General features: G+C 59.1%; 18 protein-coding genes. 9 read left to right on the top strand and 9 right to left on the bottom strand.

The features are described 5' to 3' along the window. Positions 1 to 42: 42 nt before the first annotated feature. From DS906_RS21635 to DS906_RS21615, 5 genes are all read right to left on the bottom strand, one after another. Positions 43 to 1092, bottom strand: a complete 1050-nt coding sequence (locus DS906_RS21635) for a molybdopterin-synthase adenylyltransferase MoeB (protein WP_113792111.1) — start codon at positions 1090 to 1092, stop codon at positions 43 to 45. Then, entirely contained in the window at positions 1092 to 1547 is a 456-nt protein-coding gene (gene dut / locus DS906_RS21630) for a dUTP diphosphatase (RefSeq protein ID WP_113792110.1), read from the bottom strand. Before dut ends, DS906_RS21635 begins: the two co-directional genes overlap by 1 nt. Before the next feature lie 15 nt (positions 1548 to 1562). Next, complete coding sequence (gene coaBC, locus DS906_RS21625; protein ID WP_113792109.1) at positions 1563 to 2759, bottom strand: bifunctional phosphopantothenoylcysteine decarboxylase/phosphopantothenate--cysteine ligase CoaBC; 1197 nt, start codon at positions 2757 to 2759, stop codon at positions 1563 to 1565. A 62-nt stretch (positions 2760 to 2821) separates the two neighbouring features. Further along, positions 2822 to 3637: a ChaN family lipoprotein gene (locus tag DS906_RS21620; RefSeq protein WP_113792108.1), complete on the bottom strand. Its 816-nt coding sequence runs from the start codon at positions 3635 to 3637 to the stop codon at positions 2822 to 2824. Beyond that, a complete protein-coding gene (locus tag DS906_RS21615; RefSeq protein ID WP_113792107.1) occupies positions 3634 to 4512 on the bottom strand; it encodes an RNA polymerase factor sigma-32 in 879 nt (292 codons plus the stop codon). The genes DS906_RS21620 and DS906_RS21615 overlap by 4 nt, the downstream gene beginning before the upstream one ends. A gap of 49 nt (positions 4513 to 4561) precedes the next feature. On the opposite strand from DS906_RS21615, the gene cobU reads away from it, so the two are divergent. The 4 genes from cobU to DS906_RS21595 are packed head-to-tail and all read left to right on the top strand — an operon-like array spanning position 4562 to position 8212. Further along, positions 4562 to 5134: a bifunctional adenosylcobinamide kinase/adenosylcobinamide-phosphate guanylyltransferase gene (gene cobU / locus DS906_RS21610; RefSeq protein ID WP_233494879.1), complete on the top strand. Its 573-nt coding sequence runs from the start codon at positions 4562 to 4564 to the stop codon at positions 5132 to 5134. After that, entirely contained in the window at positions 5131 to 5709 is a 579-nt protein-coding gene (locus tag DS906_RS21605) for a histidine phosphatase family protein (protein ID WP_113792106.1), read from the top strand. The genes cobU and DS906_RS21605 overlap by 4 nt, the downstream gene beginning before the upstream one ends. A gap of 58 nt (positions 5710 to 5767) precedes the next feature. Continuing rightward, positions 5768 to 6652 carry a glutathione S-transferase gene (locus DS906_RS21600; protein ID WP_113792174.1) on the top strand — a complete coding sequence of 295 codons (885 nt, stop codon included), beginning with the start codon at positions 5768 to 5770 and terminating at the stop codon, positions 6650 to 6652. Positions 6653 to 6697: 45 nt separating this feature from the next. Next, complete coding sequence (locus tag DS906_RS21595; RefSeq protein WP_113792105.1) at positions 6698 to 8212, top strand: YifB family Mg chelatase-like AAA ATPase; 1515 nt, start codon at positions 6698 to 6700, stop codon at positions 8210 to 8212. Here DS906_RS21595 and gshB read toward each other — a convergent pair. From gshB to rsmI, 3 genes are all read right to left on the bottom strand, one after another. After that, entirely contained in the window at positions 8209 to 9141 is a 933-nt protein-coding gene (gshB, locus tag DS906_RS21590; RefSeq protein ID WP_113792104.1) for a glutathione synthase, read from the bottom strand. The two genes, DS906_RS21595 and gshB, sit on opposite strands and share 4 nt — an antisense overlap. A gap of 61 nt (positions 9142 to 9202) precedes the next feature. Further along, complete coding sequence (locus tag DS906_RS21585; protein ID WP_113792103.1) at positions 9203 to 9574, bottom strand: YraN family protein; 372 nt, start codon at positions 9572 to 9574, stop codon at positions 9203 to 9205. Position 9575: 1 nt separating this feature from the next. Then, on the bottom strand, positions 9576 to 10433 hold the full coding sequence (gene rsmI / locus DS906_RS21580) for a 16S rRNA (cytidine(1402)-2'-O)-methyltransferase (RefSeq protein ID WP_113792102.1): 858 nt from the start codon (positions 10431 to 10433) through the stop codon (positions 9576 to 9578). A gap of 88 nt (positions 10434 to 10521) precedes the next feature. Here rsmI and DS906_RS21575 point away from each other — a divergent pair, with 88 nt between their 5' ends. The 3 genes from DS906_RS21575 to murJ are packed head-to-tail and all read left to right on the top strand — an operon-like array spanning position 10522 to position 16011. Then, complete coding sequence (locus tag DS906_RS21575; protein ID WP_113792101.1) at positions 10522 to 11694, top strand: penicillin-binding protein activator; 1173 nt, start codon at positions 10522 to 10524, stop codon at positions 11692 to 11694. After that, complete coding sequence (locus DS906_RS21570; protein WP_113792100.1) at positions 11654 to 14473, top strand: [protein-PII] uridylyltransferase; 2820 nt, start codon at positions 11654 to 11656, stop codon at positions 14471 to 14473. The genes DS906_RS21575 and DS906_RS21570 overlap by 41 nt, the downstream gene beginning before the upstream one ends. Beyond that, positions 14470 to 16011, top strand: coding sequence for a murein biosynthesis integral membrane protein MurJ (gene murJ, locus DS906_RS21565; protein WP_113792099.1), 1542 nt, complete (start codon positions 14470 to 14472; stop codon positions 16009 to 16011). The genes DS906_RS21570 and murJ overlap by 4 nt, the downstream gene beginning before the upstream one ends. Here murJ and DS906_RS21560 read toward each other — a convergent pair whose 3' ends face one another. Next, positions 16012 to 16698: a rhomboid family intramembrane serine protease gene (locus DS906_RS21560; protein ID WP_113792098.1), complete on the bottom strand. Its 687-nt coding sequence runs from the start codon at positions 16696 to 16698 to the stop codon at positions 16012 to 16014. Between the two features lie 86 nt (positions 16699 to 16784). On the opposite strand from DS906_RS21560, the gene trpS reads away from it, so the two are divergent. Continuing rightward, positions 16785 to 17813, top strand: coding sequence for a tryptophan--tRNA ligase (trpS, locus tag DS906_RS21555; RefSeq protein ID WP_113792097.1), 1029 nt, complete (start codon positions 16785 to 16787; stop codon positions 17811 to 17813). Positions 17814 to 17872: 59 nt separating this feature from the next. Next, the gene (locus tag DS906_RS21550) at positions 17873 to 18736 is read left to right on the top strand and encodes a branched-chain amino acid aminotransferase (RefSeq protein WP_113792096.1); all 864 of its coding nucleotides are present in this window, start codon (positions 17873 to 17875) and stop codon (positions 18734 to 18736) included. Positions 18737 to 18796: the final 60 nt, after the last annotated feature.

Raw genomic sequence — 18796 nt, 5'->3', positions numbered from 1 at the left:
GATACAGACGAAATCTCTAGCCAATCTAGCCCGGCGGTTGGCTTACGCGTCAACTTCTCCGCATATGGGGCAATCTGAACGTCTGGTCAGGGTGATCTTGCGGCTTTCGCCGTAAAGCGCGTCATAGATCAGCATTTCGGCGCGCAGCGCCTGCCCGGCCCCGGTGATGACCTTGATCGCCTCAACTGCCATCATCGACCCCACAACGCCGGGCAACGGGCCAACAACCCCCGCTTCAGCACAGGACGGGGCCAGACCGGGGGCCGGTGCCTCAGGGAAGATACACTGATAACAAGGCGCGTCGTTGGCGGGGTCAAAGACGCTTAGCTGACCTTCCCATTGCGACAGAGCACCTGAAATAAGCGGTTTGCCCAGAGCGACCGCGGTACGATTGGCCAAATAGCGCGTGTCAAAATTATCGGTGCCGTCCAGGATCAGGTCAAAATCGGAGAACAGGTCTGCTGCAATCTCATCGGTCAGACGACGATGGTAGGGCAGAACAATCACGTTCGGGTTTTGCGCCTGCATGGCTTGCTGGGCCGAAAAAACCTTGGGCATGCCAATGTCGGCATCGCGGTGGATCACCTGCCTCTGCAGGTTGGCGTTTTCAACGATATCGTCGTCGATCACACCGATGGTGCCCACGCCAGCCGCCGCAAGGTACTGCAACGCGGGCGCACCAAGACCGCCCGCGCCGATAACCAGCACACGGGCCTGTTTCATCTTTTTCTGCCCCGGCCCGCCCAGTTCGCGCAGGACGATGTGGCGGGCATACCGCTCCAACTCGGTCTCAGAGAACTTGTCAGACTGCATCGTGGTTTCCTCGACTGGCTGTGGCGCGGCACGGTTGCGCAGCGTTTTGAGCACCTTGCCATAGCTCAATACCAAAACCGCGGCACCACCTAGGATCAACCACAATGCCGCAGACCCGCCGGTTGCCTCGCGCAGCGGGTGCCCACCCGGCAACGTCAGTTGGATAACAAGTACTCCGATCAGCAAAACGCTGACCGACACGGAGCGAGCAGTTCGGGACACCCCCGCCACGTACCCAATGCCCCACAGCGCACCGGCAAGGATCAGAACCAGAAGCATTAGCCGCGTCCAGTCGAGCCAAAACCGCCTGCGCCGCGATCTGTGTCGCTGAGCACCTCAACGGGTTCAAACGCAGCCTGCACGACGGGGGCGACGACCAGTTGCGCGATGCGTTCGCCATGCGCAATCTCAAAACTTTCCTGACCGGCGTTCAGCAGGATCACCCCCAACGGACCGCGATAGTCACTGTCGATCGTACCGGGCGTATTAGGCAGAGTAATCCCGTGTTTCAGCGCAAGGCCAGACCGGGGTCGTACCTGCACCTCATACCCATTTGGAATCTCGATCCGCAGCCCCGTGGGAATCAAAGCGCGCTGCCCCGGTTCCAGCGTGATCGAAGCGCCATTCGGCAGGTTCGCCCGGACATCTGCACCGGCTGCTCCTGTTGTTTCATAAGACGGCAAAGCGATGGCCGGATCGGCCCCGTCTTCGCGGATCACACGAATTTCTACCATCACTGCACCTCTTGTTCAGCTTGTTAGAGCGTCGGCGATCTTTTGCGCCAGACGTTGCGCCACTGCATCCTTGCCCATGCGCGGCCATTCTTCGGCCCCATCGTCCGAGATCAGGGTGACCGCGTTTTCCGATCCCCCCATGATGCCCGTCGCAGGGCTGACATCATTGGCGACGATCCAGTCACAGCCCTTGCGCGCACGTTTAGCGGTGGCGTGTTCAAGCACGTTGTCAGTTTCTGCGGCAAAGCCAACCACCAACGTCGGCCGCCCCGCATCCAGCTTGGACACGCGTTTGAGGATGTCGGGGTTCTCAGCAAACTCCAGCAACGGAAGACCATCGCGGCTTTTCTTCAGCTTCTTGTCTGAAGCCGCCGCCATGCGCCAATCCGCGACCGCAGCAGCAAACACACCCGCATCTACCGGCAGTGCAGCGTCGACCGCGTCGGACATCTGCTGCGCGGTTTCCACGCGGATAACCTGCACACCTTCGGGCGGCGAAACATCGGCAGGGCCGGTAACAAAAACCACATCAGCCCCCAGCGCAGACAACGCCCGTGCCACTGCGGTGCCCTGCGCGCCCGAGGACCGGTTGGCGATGTAGCGCACCGGGTCGATCGGTTCATGTGTCGGGCCGGAAGTGACCAGAATGCGCTTGCCCTTCAGCGGACCGTTGCCAAGTTGTGCCTCGACCGCGGCCACGATCTCAAGCGGCTCCGACATCCGGCCTGGGCCGTACTCTCCACAAGCCATGTCACCCTCATTTGGGCCAACAAACCGGATACCATCTGCCTGCAGTTGCTTGAGGTTGCGCTGTGTTGACGGATGATCCCACATGCGGACGTTCATCGCCGGTGCGCACAAAACCGGCGTATCTGTCGCCATCAGCAGGGTCGAGGCCAGATCGTTAGCCAGCCCAGCCGCCATCTTTCCCATCATGTCCGCCGTTGCCGGTGCGACCACGATCAGATCGGCGGACCGCGACAGCTGAATATGGCCCATCTCGGCCTCATCCGTCAGGTCGAACAAATCGCGATAGACCTTCTCTCCGGCCAGCGCCGAGACCGACAACGGGGTCACGAACTCTTCGGCCGCGCCTGTCAGAACCGGTGTCACCGAGGCACCACGTTCTTTCAGCCGCCGGATCAGATCCAGCGACTTATAGGCCGCGATTCCAGCGCCGATGATTAGAAGAATGCGTTTCGATGCCAGCATATTGTGCCCTTCCCGTCCCGGTCGGCCCGACATTAGGCAAGGCCAACAGACAGTTCCAGCGGTTAATTCTGTGTCTCAAACGCCAGACAAGGATCTTCACGTTCGATGCCGGGGCTATCGATCACAGCGTCGAACTCACCGTCGATGACGCCATCCTCGGACTGACCGAGCACGAAAACTTTCAAACCGGGGCGTAGCCGGGACAGAAAGGTTGGAATCCCTCTGTCCTTACGGGCATGACCATTGCCGGTGATCACTGCAACAGGTCCGCCGGTATCATCCGTCGCGCGCAATATGGCCCTTGTCAGAACCGCGTCGCGCAACCGTTGGATTGCGACCAGTTGCGGCAAGGCGGTCTCGGGTATCGCATTGCAATGGGCGGCCAGCTGATCGGCTTCGCGCGCCGCCTGCTCATCCCGTGGTAAGGGGACGGTCAGACCATATCGCGCGGCATCTGCGCCTAGGGCCGTCGCAGCGCCGCGTTCCATAGCCGCGCGCGCCGCCGCGCGCGGAACCATGGCACCGTAAACCGGCGCATCTGAGGCCTGAAAGACTGGGTAGTACATGCTAAGCGGCGGCCAGCCGGATTCGAGCCACTTCAGAATTCTGGCAAGCTCTTCCGGATCGGAAATGGCCTTGTCCGCCAGCCGCTGGGCACCCTCTTCGGTCACCATCTCCCAGACGACGGCCGAGGGGTTGATGGCCCCCAATGCCTCAGCCTGTGCGATGTGATGCTGCGGGTTGTCGTGAATTTCACCTAAAATCACAACGTCAGCAGACGTCATCGCAGTCAGGACGTCGACAGGTATCAAATCATCAGCACGGCCAGGAGAGGCCATAACCACCAGTGCACAAAGCAGAATCGCAAGATGTTTCATGCGATAAAGTGTTGCACCTCACGCGATTGGGCTTCAAGGTTCTTGCGCATTTTCACAAAAGCTGCCGCCTCAAGCTGACGCACGCGTTCTTTGGATAGGCTAAGTTCCTGCCCAAGGCTTTCCAGCGTTCGGGCGGGTTCGCGCAACTTGCGTTCGCGGACAATGAACCTCTCGCGATCATTCAAAGCCTGCATTGCCGTAACCAGCCATTCACGCAATTGCTGGGTATCGTGACTGTTTTCGACCGCCTCTGCGGCTTGTTCGCGCTCATCTTCCAGCGCATCGATCCATTCCCGGCCGTCTTCATCTGCCGATTGAACGGCATTCAACGAGAAATCAGAGCCGGACAAGCGGCCTTCCATCATTTCCACATCCCGCAGCGGGACGCCGATTTCTGCGGCGATCATCTGATGCAGCTGATGCCGGTCCAGATCCATGCCATCGGTCGCGGCTTCACGCTCTAGCCGGGCCTGCACACGTCGCATGTTGAAGAACAGTGATTTTTGAGAAGAGGTGGACCCGGTGCGCACCATTGACCAGTTGCGCATCACATAGTCCTGAATGCTCGCCTTGATCCACCAGACCGCATAGGTCGAAAAGCGCACACCCCGGTCGGGGTCGAACTTGTCGGCAGCCTTCATCAAGCCCAGACCGGCCTCCTGGATCAGATCATTCATGGGCGCGCCATAGCGTTTGAACTTGGCCGCCATCGAAATGGCCAACCGCATATAGGCCGTGATCAATCGGTGAAGGGCCTGTTCATCGCGGTCGTCCCGCCACGCATATGCCAATTTCAATTCGGTTTCCGCGTCCAGAAGCTCGGCTTTCATTGCCTTTCGGGACATCGAGAAGTCGTGCGCATTGTCCAGTGCCATTGAAATCTCCCCTTTTCACAGGCGCGGGCCGGGGTTGCTTTGCCGACCTATGAACGATACGCAAAACAAAACCGGGTGGATCACATGGAAGGTAATGATAGTGAATCCGGATTTAACCTTTGTGTTGGGCGGTGCTGCTTCGGGTAAGTCGGTTTTCGCCGAGCAACTCGTTGTTTCATCAGGAAAAAAGAGGGTTTATCTTGCAACATCACAAGTGTTTGATGAAGAGATGCAAGATAAGGTTCAACGCCACATTTCCCAACGCGGCGAGGGTTGGGAGACGGTTGAAGCACCTTTTGACCTCGGCTTTACGCTGGCGAATTTGCCCCCCACCTCTGTCTGCCTGATCGACTGTGCCACCATGTGGCTGACCAATCACCTGCTGGCGGAAAGCGATCTGGAACAGGCGCAAAGCGCGCTTTTGCAATCGCTACGCTTGTGTTCCGCACAGGTCGTCATCGTCTCGAACGAGGTTGGGCACGGGATCGTCCCTGACAACGCGCTGTCCCGCCGGTTTCGCGAAGCGCAGGGACGGCTGAACATCGCATTGGCCGCCGAGGCCGATCTGGTGGTGCAAGTCACGGCTGGCCTGCCGTTGGTATTGAAGGGGCGACTAGATTGACACGTCTGCATCTTGTGCGCCACGGCCCGACCCACGCCAAAACGATGGTCGGCTGGTCCGACCTGCCTGCTGACCTCAGCGATCGCGCCGCCGTTGCCCGATTGCATGATCACCTGCCTGCGGACGCTATCGTTGTTTCCTCAGACCTGAGCCGCTCCGCCGATACTGCATCAGCCATTCAAGGCACACGGCGGCGGTTGCGGCATCAGCCCGCGCTGCGCGAAATCAATTTCGGCACTTGGGAGCTGCGCGCCTTCAAACAGATCGAAGCCGAGGACCCCGAGCTTGCCTTTGCATATTGGGACAACCCCGGCGATGTGCGGCCCCCAAACGGGGAAAGCTGGAACGAGGTCCGCGCGCGTGTCGACGTAGCCGTTGACCAATTGATCGCACAGCACACCGGGTGCGATCTGGTGGTCGTGGCGCATTTTGGCGTGATCCTGACCCAGATTCAAAGAGCTCTCGACGTTGACGCGCAAGAGGCTTTTGGCCATCGCATCGACAACCTTTCGGTCACCGAAATCACGCATCACGGCGATCGCTGGTCTGTCGGACGGATCAATCATCGTCCGTGATGAAACTGCGCACAAATCACTGATTTACGGAATGGATCGGCCACGCCATCCTAGCCGCATGACTTATGATTTGTTTATCGGAGACCGCCTGTTTTCCAGCTGGTCCATGCGCGGGTGGCTGATGCTGGAAAAGTTCGGCCTGCCCTATCGTTCCCACATGATCGGCCTCTATTCCGGCACCATGGCCGAGGATATGAAACCCCTCGCGCCGGCCCGCCTTGTCCCGGCCCTGCGATTGCCCGACGGCACCGTGGTTGGGGAAAGCCTGGCGATGGCGGAAACCCTTGCCGAGTTACATCCCCAAACGGGGCTTTGGCCCAAAGACCCCGCCGCGCGCGCCGCCGCGCGGTGGCTATGTGCTGAAATGGTGGCCGGGTTTGGCGCGTTGCGCGGGCAGTGTCCAATGCAGTTCAAACAGTGCTGGCAGGGGTTCGCTCCGTCGACCGAAACACGCACCGATCTTGCAAGGGTCGAGACCTTGTGGGCCCATGCCCGTGATGTGTCTGGCGCGGACTCCGGTCCTTTGTTCGGCCACTATTCCCTTGCGGACGTGTTCTATACGCCGGTCGCGGCACGGATTATTGGCTATGGCCTGCCGATCGCTGATGCCAATCGCGACTACTGCCTTGATTTGCTGTCGGATGTTTCTGCCCGCCAGTGGCGTGCGATGGGGCTGACGGTCAACTACGACCCTTTTCCATACCCCATGAATCTGCCATCAGAGCCTTGGCCAATTGCCGGTTCTTCGCAGGCAAAAGCGGTAGATGGTACTACGTCGATCAACGACGCCTGCCCCTATTCCGGCAAAGCTGTCACCGCAGTTCTTGAACTGAATGGCCTGCGCTGGGGGTTCTGCAACCGGTTCTGCCGTGACAAAACAGTCGCTGATCCCGGTGCCTGGCCAAAATTCACCGAGATGACCCGCGCCGTTAACGATTCTTAAACCGCAGCCGTGGCAGCAACGACCTGTTAACCAAAAAGGTCATTCATGGTTGCTCGCGCCCACACAGTTGCTTTTCAAGGGGTCGATGCCCGCCCGGTCGAGGTGCAGTGCGCCGTCTCGCCGGGCCTACCCGCATTTTCCATCGTCGGTTTGCCCGACAAAGCCGTGTCTGAGGCGCGGGACCGCGTCCGCAGCGCGTTGAGCTCGATGGCCATCGCGTTACCGTCAAAACGGATCACCATCAACCTGTCGCCTGCTGACCTACCTAAAGAAGGCAGCCATTTTGACCTGCCCATAGCCGTTGCATTGCTGTCCGCGCTAGAGATTATTCCACGGGACGCCGCCGAAGGTTCGGTTTCGCTGGGCGAGCTATCTTTGGATGGCTCACTGGTGCCTGTGGTCGGTGCCCTGCCCGCGGCAATGACTGCGGCGGCTGAGGATCGGGCCTTGCTCTGCCCCCGCGCCTCAAGTGCTGAGGCTGCTTGGGTTGATGCAACACAGGTGATCGGCGCTGGGTCGCTTGGGGACGTGGTGCGGCATTTCTCGGGCCAGTCTCCGCTACCCGCCGCACAGCCCGGCGAAGTCACACTTGAGCCCAGCGCGCGTGACCTGCGCGACGTCAAAGGGCAAGAACGTGCAAAGCGCGCCCTGGAAATCGCCGCAGCAGGTCGGCACCATCTGATCATGACCGGCACACCCGGTTCCGGCAAATCCATGCTGGCTGCACGCCTGCCCGGGATTTTACCGCCGCTGACACCGACCGAAGCGTTAGAAACTTCGATGATTCAGTCGTTGCGCGGGCTATTGGACGAAGGTGGGATCAGCCGCAGCCGCCCGTTTCGCGAACCTCATCACACGGCGTCCATGGCTGCGATCGTTGGTGGCGGCAGGGGCGCGAAACCGGGTGAAATTTCACTGGCCCACAACGGTGTTCTGTTCATGGACGAGTTCCCGGAATTTCCGCGCACGGTTCTGGAGACACTGCGCCAGCCGATTGAAACTGGAGAGGTCATGGTCGCGCGTGCAAATGCCCATGTGAAATACCCATGCCGGTTCATGCTGGTCGCGGCGGCAAACCCCTGCAAATGCGGGTACCTGACCGATCCCGGGCGCGCTTGTTCCCGCGCTCCTGTTTGTGGAGAGGATTATCTGAGCCGAATCTCCGGGCCCCTGATGGATCGGTTTGATTTGCGGATTGAGGTGCCTCCGGTCGGGTTCACTGATTTGGATCTGCCGGCGTCCGGCGACAGTTCATCCACCGTAGCCGCGCGCGTCGAACAAGCCCGGTCCATTCAGGCAAACCGGTTTTGCAATACACCGTCCACCCGTCAGAATGCGGACGTAGAGGGGAAGCAGCTGGACGAAATCGCGGCCCCGGATACTGAAGGTAAAGACCTGTTGCTGAAGGCAGCCGAGCGATTTGGCCTGTCCGCCCGCGCTTTTCACCGAATCCTGCGTGTGGCGCGTACCATCGCTGATCTGGACGGGGCACCGGATGTCCGGCGTCCTCATATCGCCGAGGCGCTGAGCTTTCGCATCAGCGCCAAGGCCGCATCTTAAAGCTTGGCCTCAATCGCCTGCCAAATCTTTTCGGCGACGTTCACACCGTTGAATCGTTCGAGTTCCTGAATGCCTGTCGGCGAGGTCACATTGATCTCGGTCAGGTAGTCGCCGATCACATCGATTCCGACGAAGATCTGACCTTTTTCTTTCAGCAATGGACCGATCGCGGCACAAATTTCCAGATCGCGCTCGGACAGGCCAATCTTTTCGGGACGACCGCCCACATGCATGTTCGAACGTGTTTCGCCCGCGGCCGGTACGCGGTTGATCGCACCGACAGCGTCACCGTCGACCAGAATCACACGTTTGTCGCCATTGCTGACATCCGGCAGAAATTTCTGAACAATCAAAGGCTCGCGCGAGAATCCGGTGAACAGTTCGTGCAGCGAAGTCAGGTTGCGATCATTCGCATCCAACCGGAAAACTCCGGCACCGCCATTGCCATAAAGCGGTTTTAGAATGACGTCGCCGTGCTTTTCCTTGAACGCCTTGATGGTCTGCAGATCCCGCGCAATTGTTGTCGGCGGCGTCAGGTCCGGGAAATCCAGAACCAGCAGTTTCTCGGGGTAGTTCCGCACCCAGAACGGATCATTCACAACCAAAACTTGCCCCTTTAGACGGTCCAGCAAGTGGGTTGATGTGATGTAATGCATGTCAAACGGCGGGTCCTGGCGCAGCCAGATCACGTCGAACTCTGCCAGGTCCACTTCACGCTTGGCGCCAAGTTCCGCCGGATTGCCCGCCACCCGCTGAACTTTCATGTCCTGACCGCGCGCGGTGATCCGCCCCTCTTGATAGGCCAGCTGGTCCGGGCTGTAGAAAAACAGCGTATGTCCGCGCGCCTGCGCCTCTTCGGCCAGACGGAATGAGCTGTCGGCATTGATATCCACGGCCCCGATCGGGTCCATCTGAAAGGCGATTTTCATGGCGTGTCCCTCAGTTTCACGCCAGATACATGGCCCAGCCGGGCTGGGGGTTCAATGGGGATCAGGCTAAACCGAAGGCGTTTTCGATAATTTGAACGGCGCCCGAGGCATCCACCAAAGCCGCGTCAAACCGCACATTGGTCAATTGCCCATTTGGTTCGGTTTCCAGGAATTGGGCCGCTGATGCGCAGATGCGATCCATTTGGCGGCGATTGATCCGGGCGGCGGCCGCATCGAAACTGGTGCTTTTCTTCACCTCGACAAAGACAATCCCGTGAGCGTCGCGCGCAATAAGATCGATCTCCCCACCGGCACCGCGCCAGCGGCGATTCAGGATGGAATAGCCGCGTTGTTTATAATTTGATGCAACCTGCTGCTCCGCCGCCTGCCCGGCATGATAGGACACCGAACTTCGAACGGATCGTGCGGCCATGTCATCCCTTTCCCAATTTCAGAGCCTTCTGATAGATCGGGCGGCGCGGCAGCTTGTACATCTCTGATACCAAATCAGCCGCGTCGCGAACCGAATGGGTTTCCAAGGCTCGTTTCAACGCCTCTTCTACGTCGGATTCGTTAACAGTTTCCGAATGTCCGCGGTCCACGAGCAGAACAATTTCACCTTTGACTGTCTGCCCTTGCAGGTCGGCCGCCAGTTCTTCCAACGTCCCGCGACGAACTTCTTCGAATTTCTTCGTCAGCTCGCGGCACATTGCGGCCTGACGGTCATTGCCCAGCACGATTGCAAGATCCGACAAACACGCCGCCACGCGTTTCGGAGATTCGTAAAACACCAATGTGCCCGGCACGTCCCGCAATGCCTCGATCCGCGACCGGCGTGCGCCGGATGCATTTGGCAAAAAGCCCGCAAAAAAGAACGCATCTGTCGGCAGCCCGGCCAGAGTCAGCGCCATCAGCGCTGCGGATGGTCCCGGTGCGCAGGTCACCGTATGACCGGCCTCGGCGGCCTGCTTCCCCAAATCGTATCCCGGATCGGCAATCAGCGGCATTCCGGCCTCAGATGCATAAGCGACAGACTTCCCGTCCTGCAACGCATCAAGGATTTTGCCGCGTGCGCCTGCGCCGCTGTGATCGTGATAGGTTAGGATTCGCCGCCCATCCAGCGGTACGCCGTGAATCTCCATCAACCGGCGCAAGCTGCGCGTGTCTTCGGCGGCAATGACGTCAGCCGAGGCCAGCACATCCAGCGCTCTGAGCGTGATGTCGCGCGCCGCACCGATCGGAGTGGCAACAAAATACAGGCCCGCGCCCAATCTTACTTTTTGGAAATTCAAAGCTGGACCCTCACAGCGTGACGTTTATTATCGCGGCTTAACAGATTGGTGGTACCCCAAGCCGCCGGGACAGGGAGTTTTCATTTAGATGTTTACCGTTTGCAAGCCCGTTCGCAAGCTGGCGAAATCCGCCGCGATCCTGGCAACCGCCGCTTTCCTCGCTGCATGTGAGCCCGGCGGCCTTGGCGGAGGCCCGTCAATCAACACGTCCAAACCCGTTCCGGTCGCCCTTTTGGTCCCGGTGGGATCGGGAAATTCCGGCGACGCCCAACTGGCGCGGAGCCTTGAAAACGCGGCGCGTCTGGCCATGGCCGATCTGCAGAATGTTAAGATTGACCTGCGCGTTTATGACACGCGCGGCAGCTCGAACACGGCCGCGACAGTGGCACAACAAGCCGTCGCGGATGGGGCGAAGATCATCATTGGCCCGGTTTACGCTCAGGCGGCAAACTCGGCAGGTCTCGCCGTGCTGAACAACAAGGTCAACGTGCTGTCCTTCTCGAACAATACCAGCATTGCAGGTGGCAACGTCTTTGTTCTGGGCCCGACCTTTCAAAACACTGCGAACCGTTTGGTCAACTTTGCCGGATCGCAAGGCAAAACCAGCATGGTCATCGTCCACAGCAACGATGCAGCCGGGCAGCTTGGTCAATCGGCGATTGCAACTGCGCTTGCCAGCAGCCGTGTAGCGAACGCGGGTACGGTTGGCTATGACCGGTCTCAGCAAGGCGTCATCAACTCTGTTCCAACGATCAAGGCAACCGTGGATGCTGCTGGCGCAGATTCGGTGTTTCTGACGGCAACGACGGCAGGTGCACTGCCGCTGTATTCGCAGCTGTTGCCAGAAGCTGGTGTGTCGTCGGCCACCACCCAGTTCGTTGGCCTGACACGCTGGGACATCCCGTCTCAGACGCTGGATCTGCCTGGTGTTCAAGGGGGCTGGTTCGCCCTGCCCGACCCGGCAAAGGCGCAGGCTTACCGCCAGCGGTATAACAGCACCTATGGCGAGGCTCCGCACCCGATCAGCGGTCTGGCCTATGACGGCATTGCAGCAATTGCGGCTTTGGTCAGCCAAGGCAAATCCGACGCGTTGACCACATCAGCCCTGACCCAGAACGCCGGATTCCAGGGCGTTGGCGGCATCTTCCGCCTACGGTCCGACGGTACGAACGAACGCGGTCTGGCCGTTGCCACGATCCAGAACAAACAGGTAGTAGTGATTGACTCCGCCCCTCAAAGCTTCTCTGGCGCCGGTTTCTGATCAGCCGGTGCTGACACTCACCCCCAAGGGTGAGCTGATCTGCGCGGCTGATGAAATTTTCGACAGTACCGCCATCCTGGCGCAATTGTCGGAAGCCTTTGAAAATATTCAGGACAATGCCGCGCGGCGGAATGAAACCGTGCGCATCCTGCGCGATGCCCAAAAGGCTGGGCGCAAGACCATTGCCGATGCCTTCGCTAAACGCCCCTTTGACGCCAGACCTTTGACCCGGTCCTACACCTATCTGACCGACGGGTTGGTCTGCACAGCGATGCAGGTGGCCGGCACCTATCTACATCCGCTGGCAACGCCGACGCAGGGCGAAAAGATTGCGGTTCTTGCTGTTGGTGGATATGGCCGCGGCGAAATGGCGCCGGCCTCGGACGTCGACCTGCTTTTTCTGACGCCCTACAAGATCACCGCCTGGGCCGAAAGCGTCATCGAATCCATGCTTTACATGCTTTGGGATCTGCGCCTGAAGGTTGGCCATTCATCCCGAACGATCAAGGATTGTCTGCGACTGGGCACCGAGGATTTCACCATCCGTACCGCGATGCTGGAACAGCGCTATCTGGCCGGGGACGCAGCCCTTGCCAAAGAACTTGATAGCCGCCTGAAAACCGAGCTGTTCAAGGGCAGCGAACGTCAGTTCATCGAGGCCAAGTTGCAGGAACGTGACGAGCGCCACCACAAACAGGGTGAACGCTATATGGTCGAGCCCAACGTAAAAGAGGGCAAAGGTGGGCTGCGCGATCTTCAATCGCTCTACTGGATTGCAAAATATATCTATGGCGTTCAGGACGTGGCCGAGCTGGTTCCTCTGGGCCTGTTTGAACCCGAGGAATTCAGCACTTTTGTAGAGGCCGAAGAGTTTCTGTGGGCAGTACGCTCTCATCTGCATCTGCTGACCGGTCGTGCGACGGAACAACTGACCTTCGACCTGCAGGTCGAGGTTGCCGACCGTATGGGTTATGAAGACAGGGCTGGGCGACGGGCTGTTGAAGTGTTCATGCAACGCTATTTCCGCGAGGCAACGCGCGTCGGAGAACTGACCCGGATCTTCCTGACCAAACTCGAAGCGTCACACGTGAAAGGCGCCGCCCTACTGGAACGCATCTTTAGGCGTCGACCGCGTGTCAAAGCAGGGTACAAGGTCGTTCACGGTCGCTTGGATGTAGCGGACGCCAAGAAGTTTCTTTCCGACAAGCTGAACCTTCTGCGTCTGTTCGAGGAAGGTCTTCGCACTGGCATGCTGATCCACCCGGATGCGATGCGGCTGGTGACAGCCAACCTAAACCTCATCGACGACGACATGCGCCAAAACAAAGAGGCGCAGCGCATTTTTCTGGACCTGATGCTGAAACACGGCAACCCGGAACGCGCCCTGCGCCGCATGAACGAATTGGGAGTATTGTCGGCGTTTTTGCCAGAGTTCGAACACATCGTGGCGATGATGCAGTTCAACATGTATCACAGTTATACAGTGGACGAGCACACGATCCAGACCATCGTCAACCTGGCCCAGATTGAACGCGGTGAACTGGTTGAATCGCTGCCGCTGGCCTCATCGATCCTGAAACGCGGGGTTAACCGCAAGGTTCTCTATGTGGCCTTGCTGCTGCACGATATCGCCAAGGGGCGACCCGAAGACCATTCCATTCTGGGTGCTCAGATCGCACGCAAGGTTGCTCCACGCTTGGGTCTGAACAAATCGGACTCGGAAACCGTGGAATGGCTGGTGCGATATCACCTGTTGATGTCGGACATGGCGCAGAAACGCGACATCTCGGACCCGCGCACCGTGCGCGATTTTGCCAAGGCGGTGAAGACGGTCAAACGGTTGGATCTGCTCACGGTTCTGACCGTGTGTGACATTCGCGGCGTTGGCCCCAACACCTGGAACAACTGGAAGGCCACCCTGCTGCGCGCCTTGCACGCTGAAACCAAGCGGGCGCTGGAAACCGGTATGGAAGACCTGAACCGGGCCAACCGTGGCGCAGAAGCCAAAAAGGCACTGCGATCGGCGCTTGGCGATTGGTCGAAGGCTGACCTGAAGGCCGAAACCGGGCGGCACTATGCGCCCTATTGGCAGGGCCTGAACCTGTCTACACATATCGAGTTCGCAAAAATGCTACGCGCGCTGGAACACAGCGGCGACCCTGGCGCGATGGAAATTCACCTGCACCCGGATGACGATCGCGACGCCACTCGCGCGTGTTTTGCCATGGCAGACCATCCGGGGATTTTCGCCCGCATCGCCGGGGCGCTTGCGCTGGTTGGGGCTAACGTGGTCGACGCCCGTAGCTATACCACCAAGGACGGGTACGTCACCGATGCGTTCTGGATTCAGGACGCCGAGGGCCACCCTTTTGAGGCCAGCCGTTTGCCGCGGCTGGCACAGATGATCCAAAAGACGCTCAAAGGCGAAGTCGTGGCGCGTGACGCCTTGAAATCGCGCGACAAGATCAAGAAACGCGAACGCGCCTTCAATGTGCCGACGCATATTATCTTCGATAATGACGGGTCCGAGATCTACACCATCATCGAAGTTGATACCCGCGACCGTCCGGGCCTGCTGTATGACCTGACAAGAACGCTGGCTGCGGCCAATGTCTATATCGCCAATGCCGTGATCGCGACCTATGGCGAACAGGTTGTCGATACTTTCTACGTCAAGGACATGTTCGGCCTGAAATACCATTCCGAAAGCAAGCAACGTGGTCTTGAGACCAAGCTGCGCAAAGCCATCACCGAAGGTGCGGAGCGCGCAATCTCATGAAACAGATCCGGTTGTTTTCAGGCCTGTTCACGGTCGGATTCTGGACGCTGGCCAGTCGGATTCTGGGATTTCTGCGAGAGATTTTGTTGACCGCCTATATCGGACCCGGTCCGGTGATGGACGCCTTTGTCGCCGCTTTCCGCCTGCCCAACATGTTTCGCCGTTTCTTTGCCGAAGGTGCCTTCAACGCCGCCTTTGTACCAATGTTCTCGAAACGGTTGGAGAGCGAAGAAGACGCCGAAGGGTTTGCTCAGGATGCCTTCAACCTGCTGGCAGCGGCTGTTTTGGCACTGGTTGGATTGGCGATGGTTTTCATGCCTGGACTTGTCTGGCTGACCGCCGAAGGGTTCTATGGCGATGAACGCTTCGACATGGCCGTTGACTACGGGTACGTCGTTTTTCCCTATATCCTGTTCATGTCGCTGGCCGCGCTGTTTTCCGGTGTTCTGAACGCGACAGGCCGGTTCGCCGCTGCCGCTGCCGCGCCTGTCTTACTCAATATCTTTGCCTGTACTGCTTTGATCGCAGGCGCGCTGTCTGGCGGCGACGTAATCTGGTGGCTGATAACGATCATTCCGCTGGCAGGGGTCGCGCAACTGGCGCTGGTTTGGGTGGCGACAGAACGTGCAGGTATTCGCATCCGCCCCGGCGTGCCCAAACTCAACCCGGAAATGCGACGCATGGTTCGCATTGCAGTGCCCGCCGCTTTGGCGATGGGCGTCACGCAGGTCAATCTGGTGGTTGGCCAGCTGGTCGCGTCCAAAACCGAAAAGGCGGTCAGTTGGCTGTTCGCAGCGGACCGGTTGTATCAATTGCCATTGGGCGTGGTCGGTATTGCGGTGGGGATCGTCCTGCTGCCTGATCTGTCCCGCCGCTTACGGGCCGGGGACAAGGACGGGGCGCGCAATGCCTATTCCCGCGCCGGAGAGTTCACGCTGCTGTTGACCCTGCCGTCCACCGTTGCCTTTTTGATCATTCCAATACCGCTGGTGTCGGTTCTGTTCGAACGTGGCCAATTCAGCCCCGAGGACACAGCAGCCACGGCCTTGGCCGTAGCTATCTATGGCGTCGGCCTGCCCGCTTTCATGCTGCAAAAGCTCCTGCAGCCCTTGTTCTTCGCGCGCGAAGACACCCGCTCTCCGTTTCGCTATGCCGTAGTTGCGATGGTGATCAATGCCGGGCTGGCCTTTGGTCTTTACCCGTTGGTGGGTTGGATCGCACCGGCGATTGCGGCTTCGGCTGCCGGTTGGGCGATGGTTGCCTTGTTGGCGATTGGAGCGCGCCGTTTCGGCGATGAAGCACGGTTTGACGGCCGGTTCAAACGACGTGCCTGGCGCGTCGTCGCGGCATCGCTGGGTATGGGCGTTGTGCTGTTCGCCGCCCTTCATATTTTTGGCTGGACCTTCCAGGTACCCGGATGGCGTTATCTGGCGCTGCTTGTCCTAATCATAGTTGCAGCTGCCGCCTATTTCTTACTCGGTCACCTTTTCAAAGCGTTCGAGCTGTCCGAATTCAGAAAAGCGCTGCGTCGGTCCTGATCAGTCGCGGCGAATACGTCCCACGATCCGCGCCCATCCGCCCGGTGCCAGGAAAAACGACAGGCCAAAACCGGTGGCAAACCCGCCCAGATCGGCAACCCAATCGGACGTGCCGCCAAACAAAAGTCCGAACACCAGCTGGATGCCCATCAAAACCGCGATCAGGCTGAAGGCCCGAGACTGGTTTTCGCCGACCAATGACAACTTGCGCCACAGCAGCCATGTGAACGCGCCGATCAGACCGTAAACCGGCGGGAACCCTCCGACCAGCGGATAGGCGGGATTCAGCAACAGCCCATAGGCCAACGCGCCACCGATACCGGACAAAACGAAAATGATCAGCATCTGAAAACCGCCGAAAACTTCGGCCACCATTTTTCCCATGGCCAGAACGAAGACGCTGACAAAAACCGCCTGGGTAAAACTGCCCGACACGAACGGATAGGTCACGAAACGGATCACATGTTCAAACGGCCAACGGCCATTCTCGATCATCCAGTGAAAGATATCCGGGGAAAAGGTGTAATTCTGCAGTGCATCCAACCGCCAACCTACCGCTGATGGCCCACCCACAAGACCACGTGCACCCAGCGTAAACGCCAATTCGATCCCCATGATGAACAGGACCAACGCCACCACAACGGGCGGCAGAGGGTTCACGGCGGGTGTATAATGCTCACTGCTCATTGGGCTGGCCTTTCGCGGCTGTTGACGTCCCTTGACCTCATGGGTAAGCGACGGGGGCTGATTTTTCCAGACGGGAGTTCCCTTCGATGACCGAAACCAAGTTCACGCCGCGCGTGTTTTCCGGCATCCAGCCTTCGGGAAACCTGCACCTTGGCAACTACCTGGGTGCACTCAAGCGTTTTGTGGATATGCAGGGCGAAGATTTCGAGACCATCTACTGCATGGTCGACCTGCACGCGATCACCGTCTGGCAAGACCCGGCCCGTCTGCGCGAAAAGACCCGCGAGGTTTGCGCCGGTTTCATTGCCGCCGGTCTGGACCCCGAAAAGTCCATCCTGTTCAACCAAAGCCAGGTGGCCGAGCACACGCAGCTGGCGTGGATCTTCAACTGCATCGCCCGGATGGGCTGGATGCAGCGGATGACGCAGTTCAAGGACAAGGCGGGCAAGAACGCACAGAATGCCTCGCTGGGTTTGTTTGCCTATCCGGCGCTAATGGCGGCAGACATCCTGACCTACCACGCGACACATGTGCCTGTTGGTGAGGACCAGAAACAGCATCTGGAGCTGACTCGCGACATCGCGATCAAGTTCAACCATGACTATGGCGTGGACTTCTTCCCGGTGACCGAGCCGGTGATCGGTGGCCCCGCGCCGCGCGTGATGAACCTGCGGGACGGCTCGCGGAAGATGTCGTCTTCGGACCCGTCCGACATGACCCGGATCAACATGACGGACGATGCCGACGAGATCGCCAAAAAGATCCGCAAGGCCAAGACCGACCCGGATGCCCTGCCTTCAGAAACCGATGGTCTGTCCGAACGCCCCGAAGCCCGCAATCTGGTCAACATCTACGCCGCGCTCAGCGATCAAACGGCGGAACAGGTTCTGGCCGAAGTCGGCGGTAAGCAATTCGGTGAGTTCAAACCGATGCTCGCCGAGCTGGCGGTCGCCAAACTGGCTCCGATCTCGACCGAAATGGCGCGTCTGATGGGTGAAGAGGCCGAGATTGACCGGATTCTCGCACGCGGCGCGGAAAAGGCACGGGCGATAGCGGCCCCGATCCTGCAACAGACCTACGACATCGTGGGTATGGTTGGCGCAAAACAAGGCTGATTGCGCTGGACCTTCCCGTGACGCCTTCCTAGGTTGCCCCAAGGGCAAAGGAGGGCGTCATGGCAGTCGGCAAAAACATCCGCACCTATTTTGATGGTCAGTGGCACAACGGGGACGCCCCGATCATGCGGGCGGCAGACCATGGCGCTTGGCTGGGGTCTTCGGTCTTTGACGGCGCGCGATTCTTCGACGGGCTGACCCCGGATCTGGTGGCCCATTGCGAACGGGTCAACCGCTCGGCCGAGGCGCTCTTGCTGACACCGACCGTGACGACCGAACAGATGGTCGAAATCGTCCGTGAAGGGCTGGATGGCTATGCCAAAGGTTCCGCCGTCTATATTCGGCCGATGTATTGGGGCATCGACGGTGACGCCACTGCCATCGTTCCGCAGCAGGACTGCACCGGATTTGCCATCTGTCTGGAAGAAATACCAATGGCACCGGAAACAGCTTCGGTCACGCTGACCACCACGCGGTTTCGCCGACCGGTTCTGGAATCAGCCGTTGTGAATGCCAAAGCCGGATGCCTGTATCCAAACAACGCCCGAATGCTGAAAGAGGCCAAGTCCAAGGGGTTCTCGAACGCACTGGTGGCGGACGCCTTGGGTCATGTGGCGGAAACCGCCACCGCAAACGTCTTCATGGTCCGGGACGGCGAGGTATTCACCCCTACGCCCAATGGAACTTTTCTGGCCGGAATCACCCGAGCGCGGCATATCAAAAACCTGCGCGCTGACGGCGTGACGGTCCACGAATCCGTCCTCAGCTTTGAAGATTTTCACAAGGCGGACGAGGTGTTTATGACCGGTAACATGAACAAGATAACGCCGGTCACCGCATTGGAAGACACCCAATATCAGGTCGGACCGATTGCACGCCGCGCGCGCGCGCTTTATTGGGACTGGGCGGCAAGCGCTCGGTAGTCACACGCCGTGTTGCCAGCCCGCATTTGGTCGGGCATGATCCCCCTAAATACACGAGGA

It is taken from the genome of Ruegeria sp. A3M17, assembly GCF_003318255.1.
Lineage (GTDB): Bacteria > Pseudomonadota > Alphaproteobacteria > Rhodobacterales > Rhodobacteraceae > Ruegeria.
Note: the sequence above shows the minus strand (reverse complement) of the source record. Positions and strands in the feature narration are given on the sequence as shown.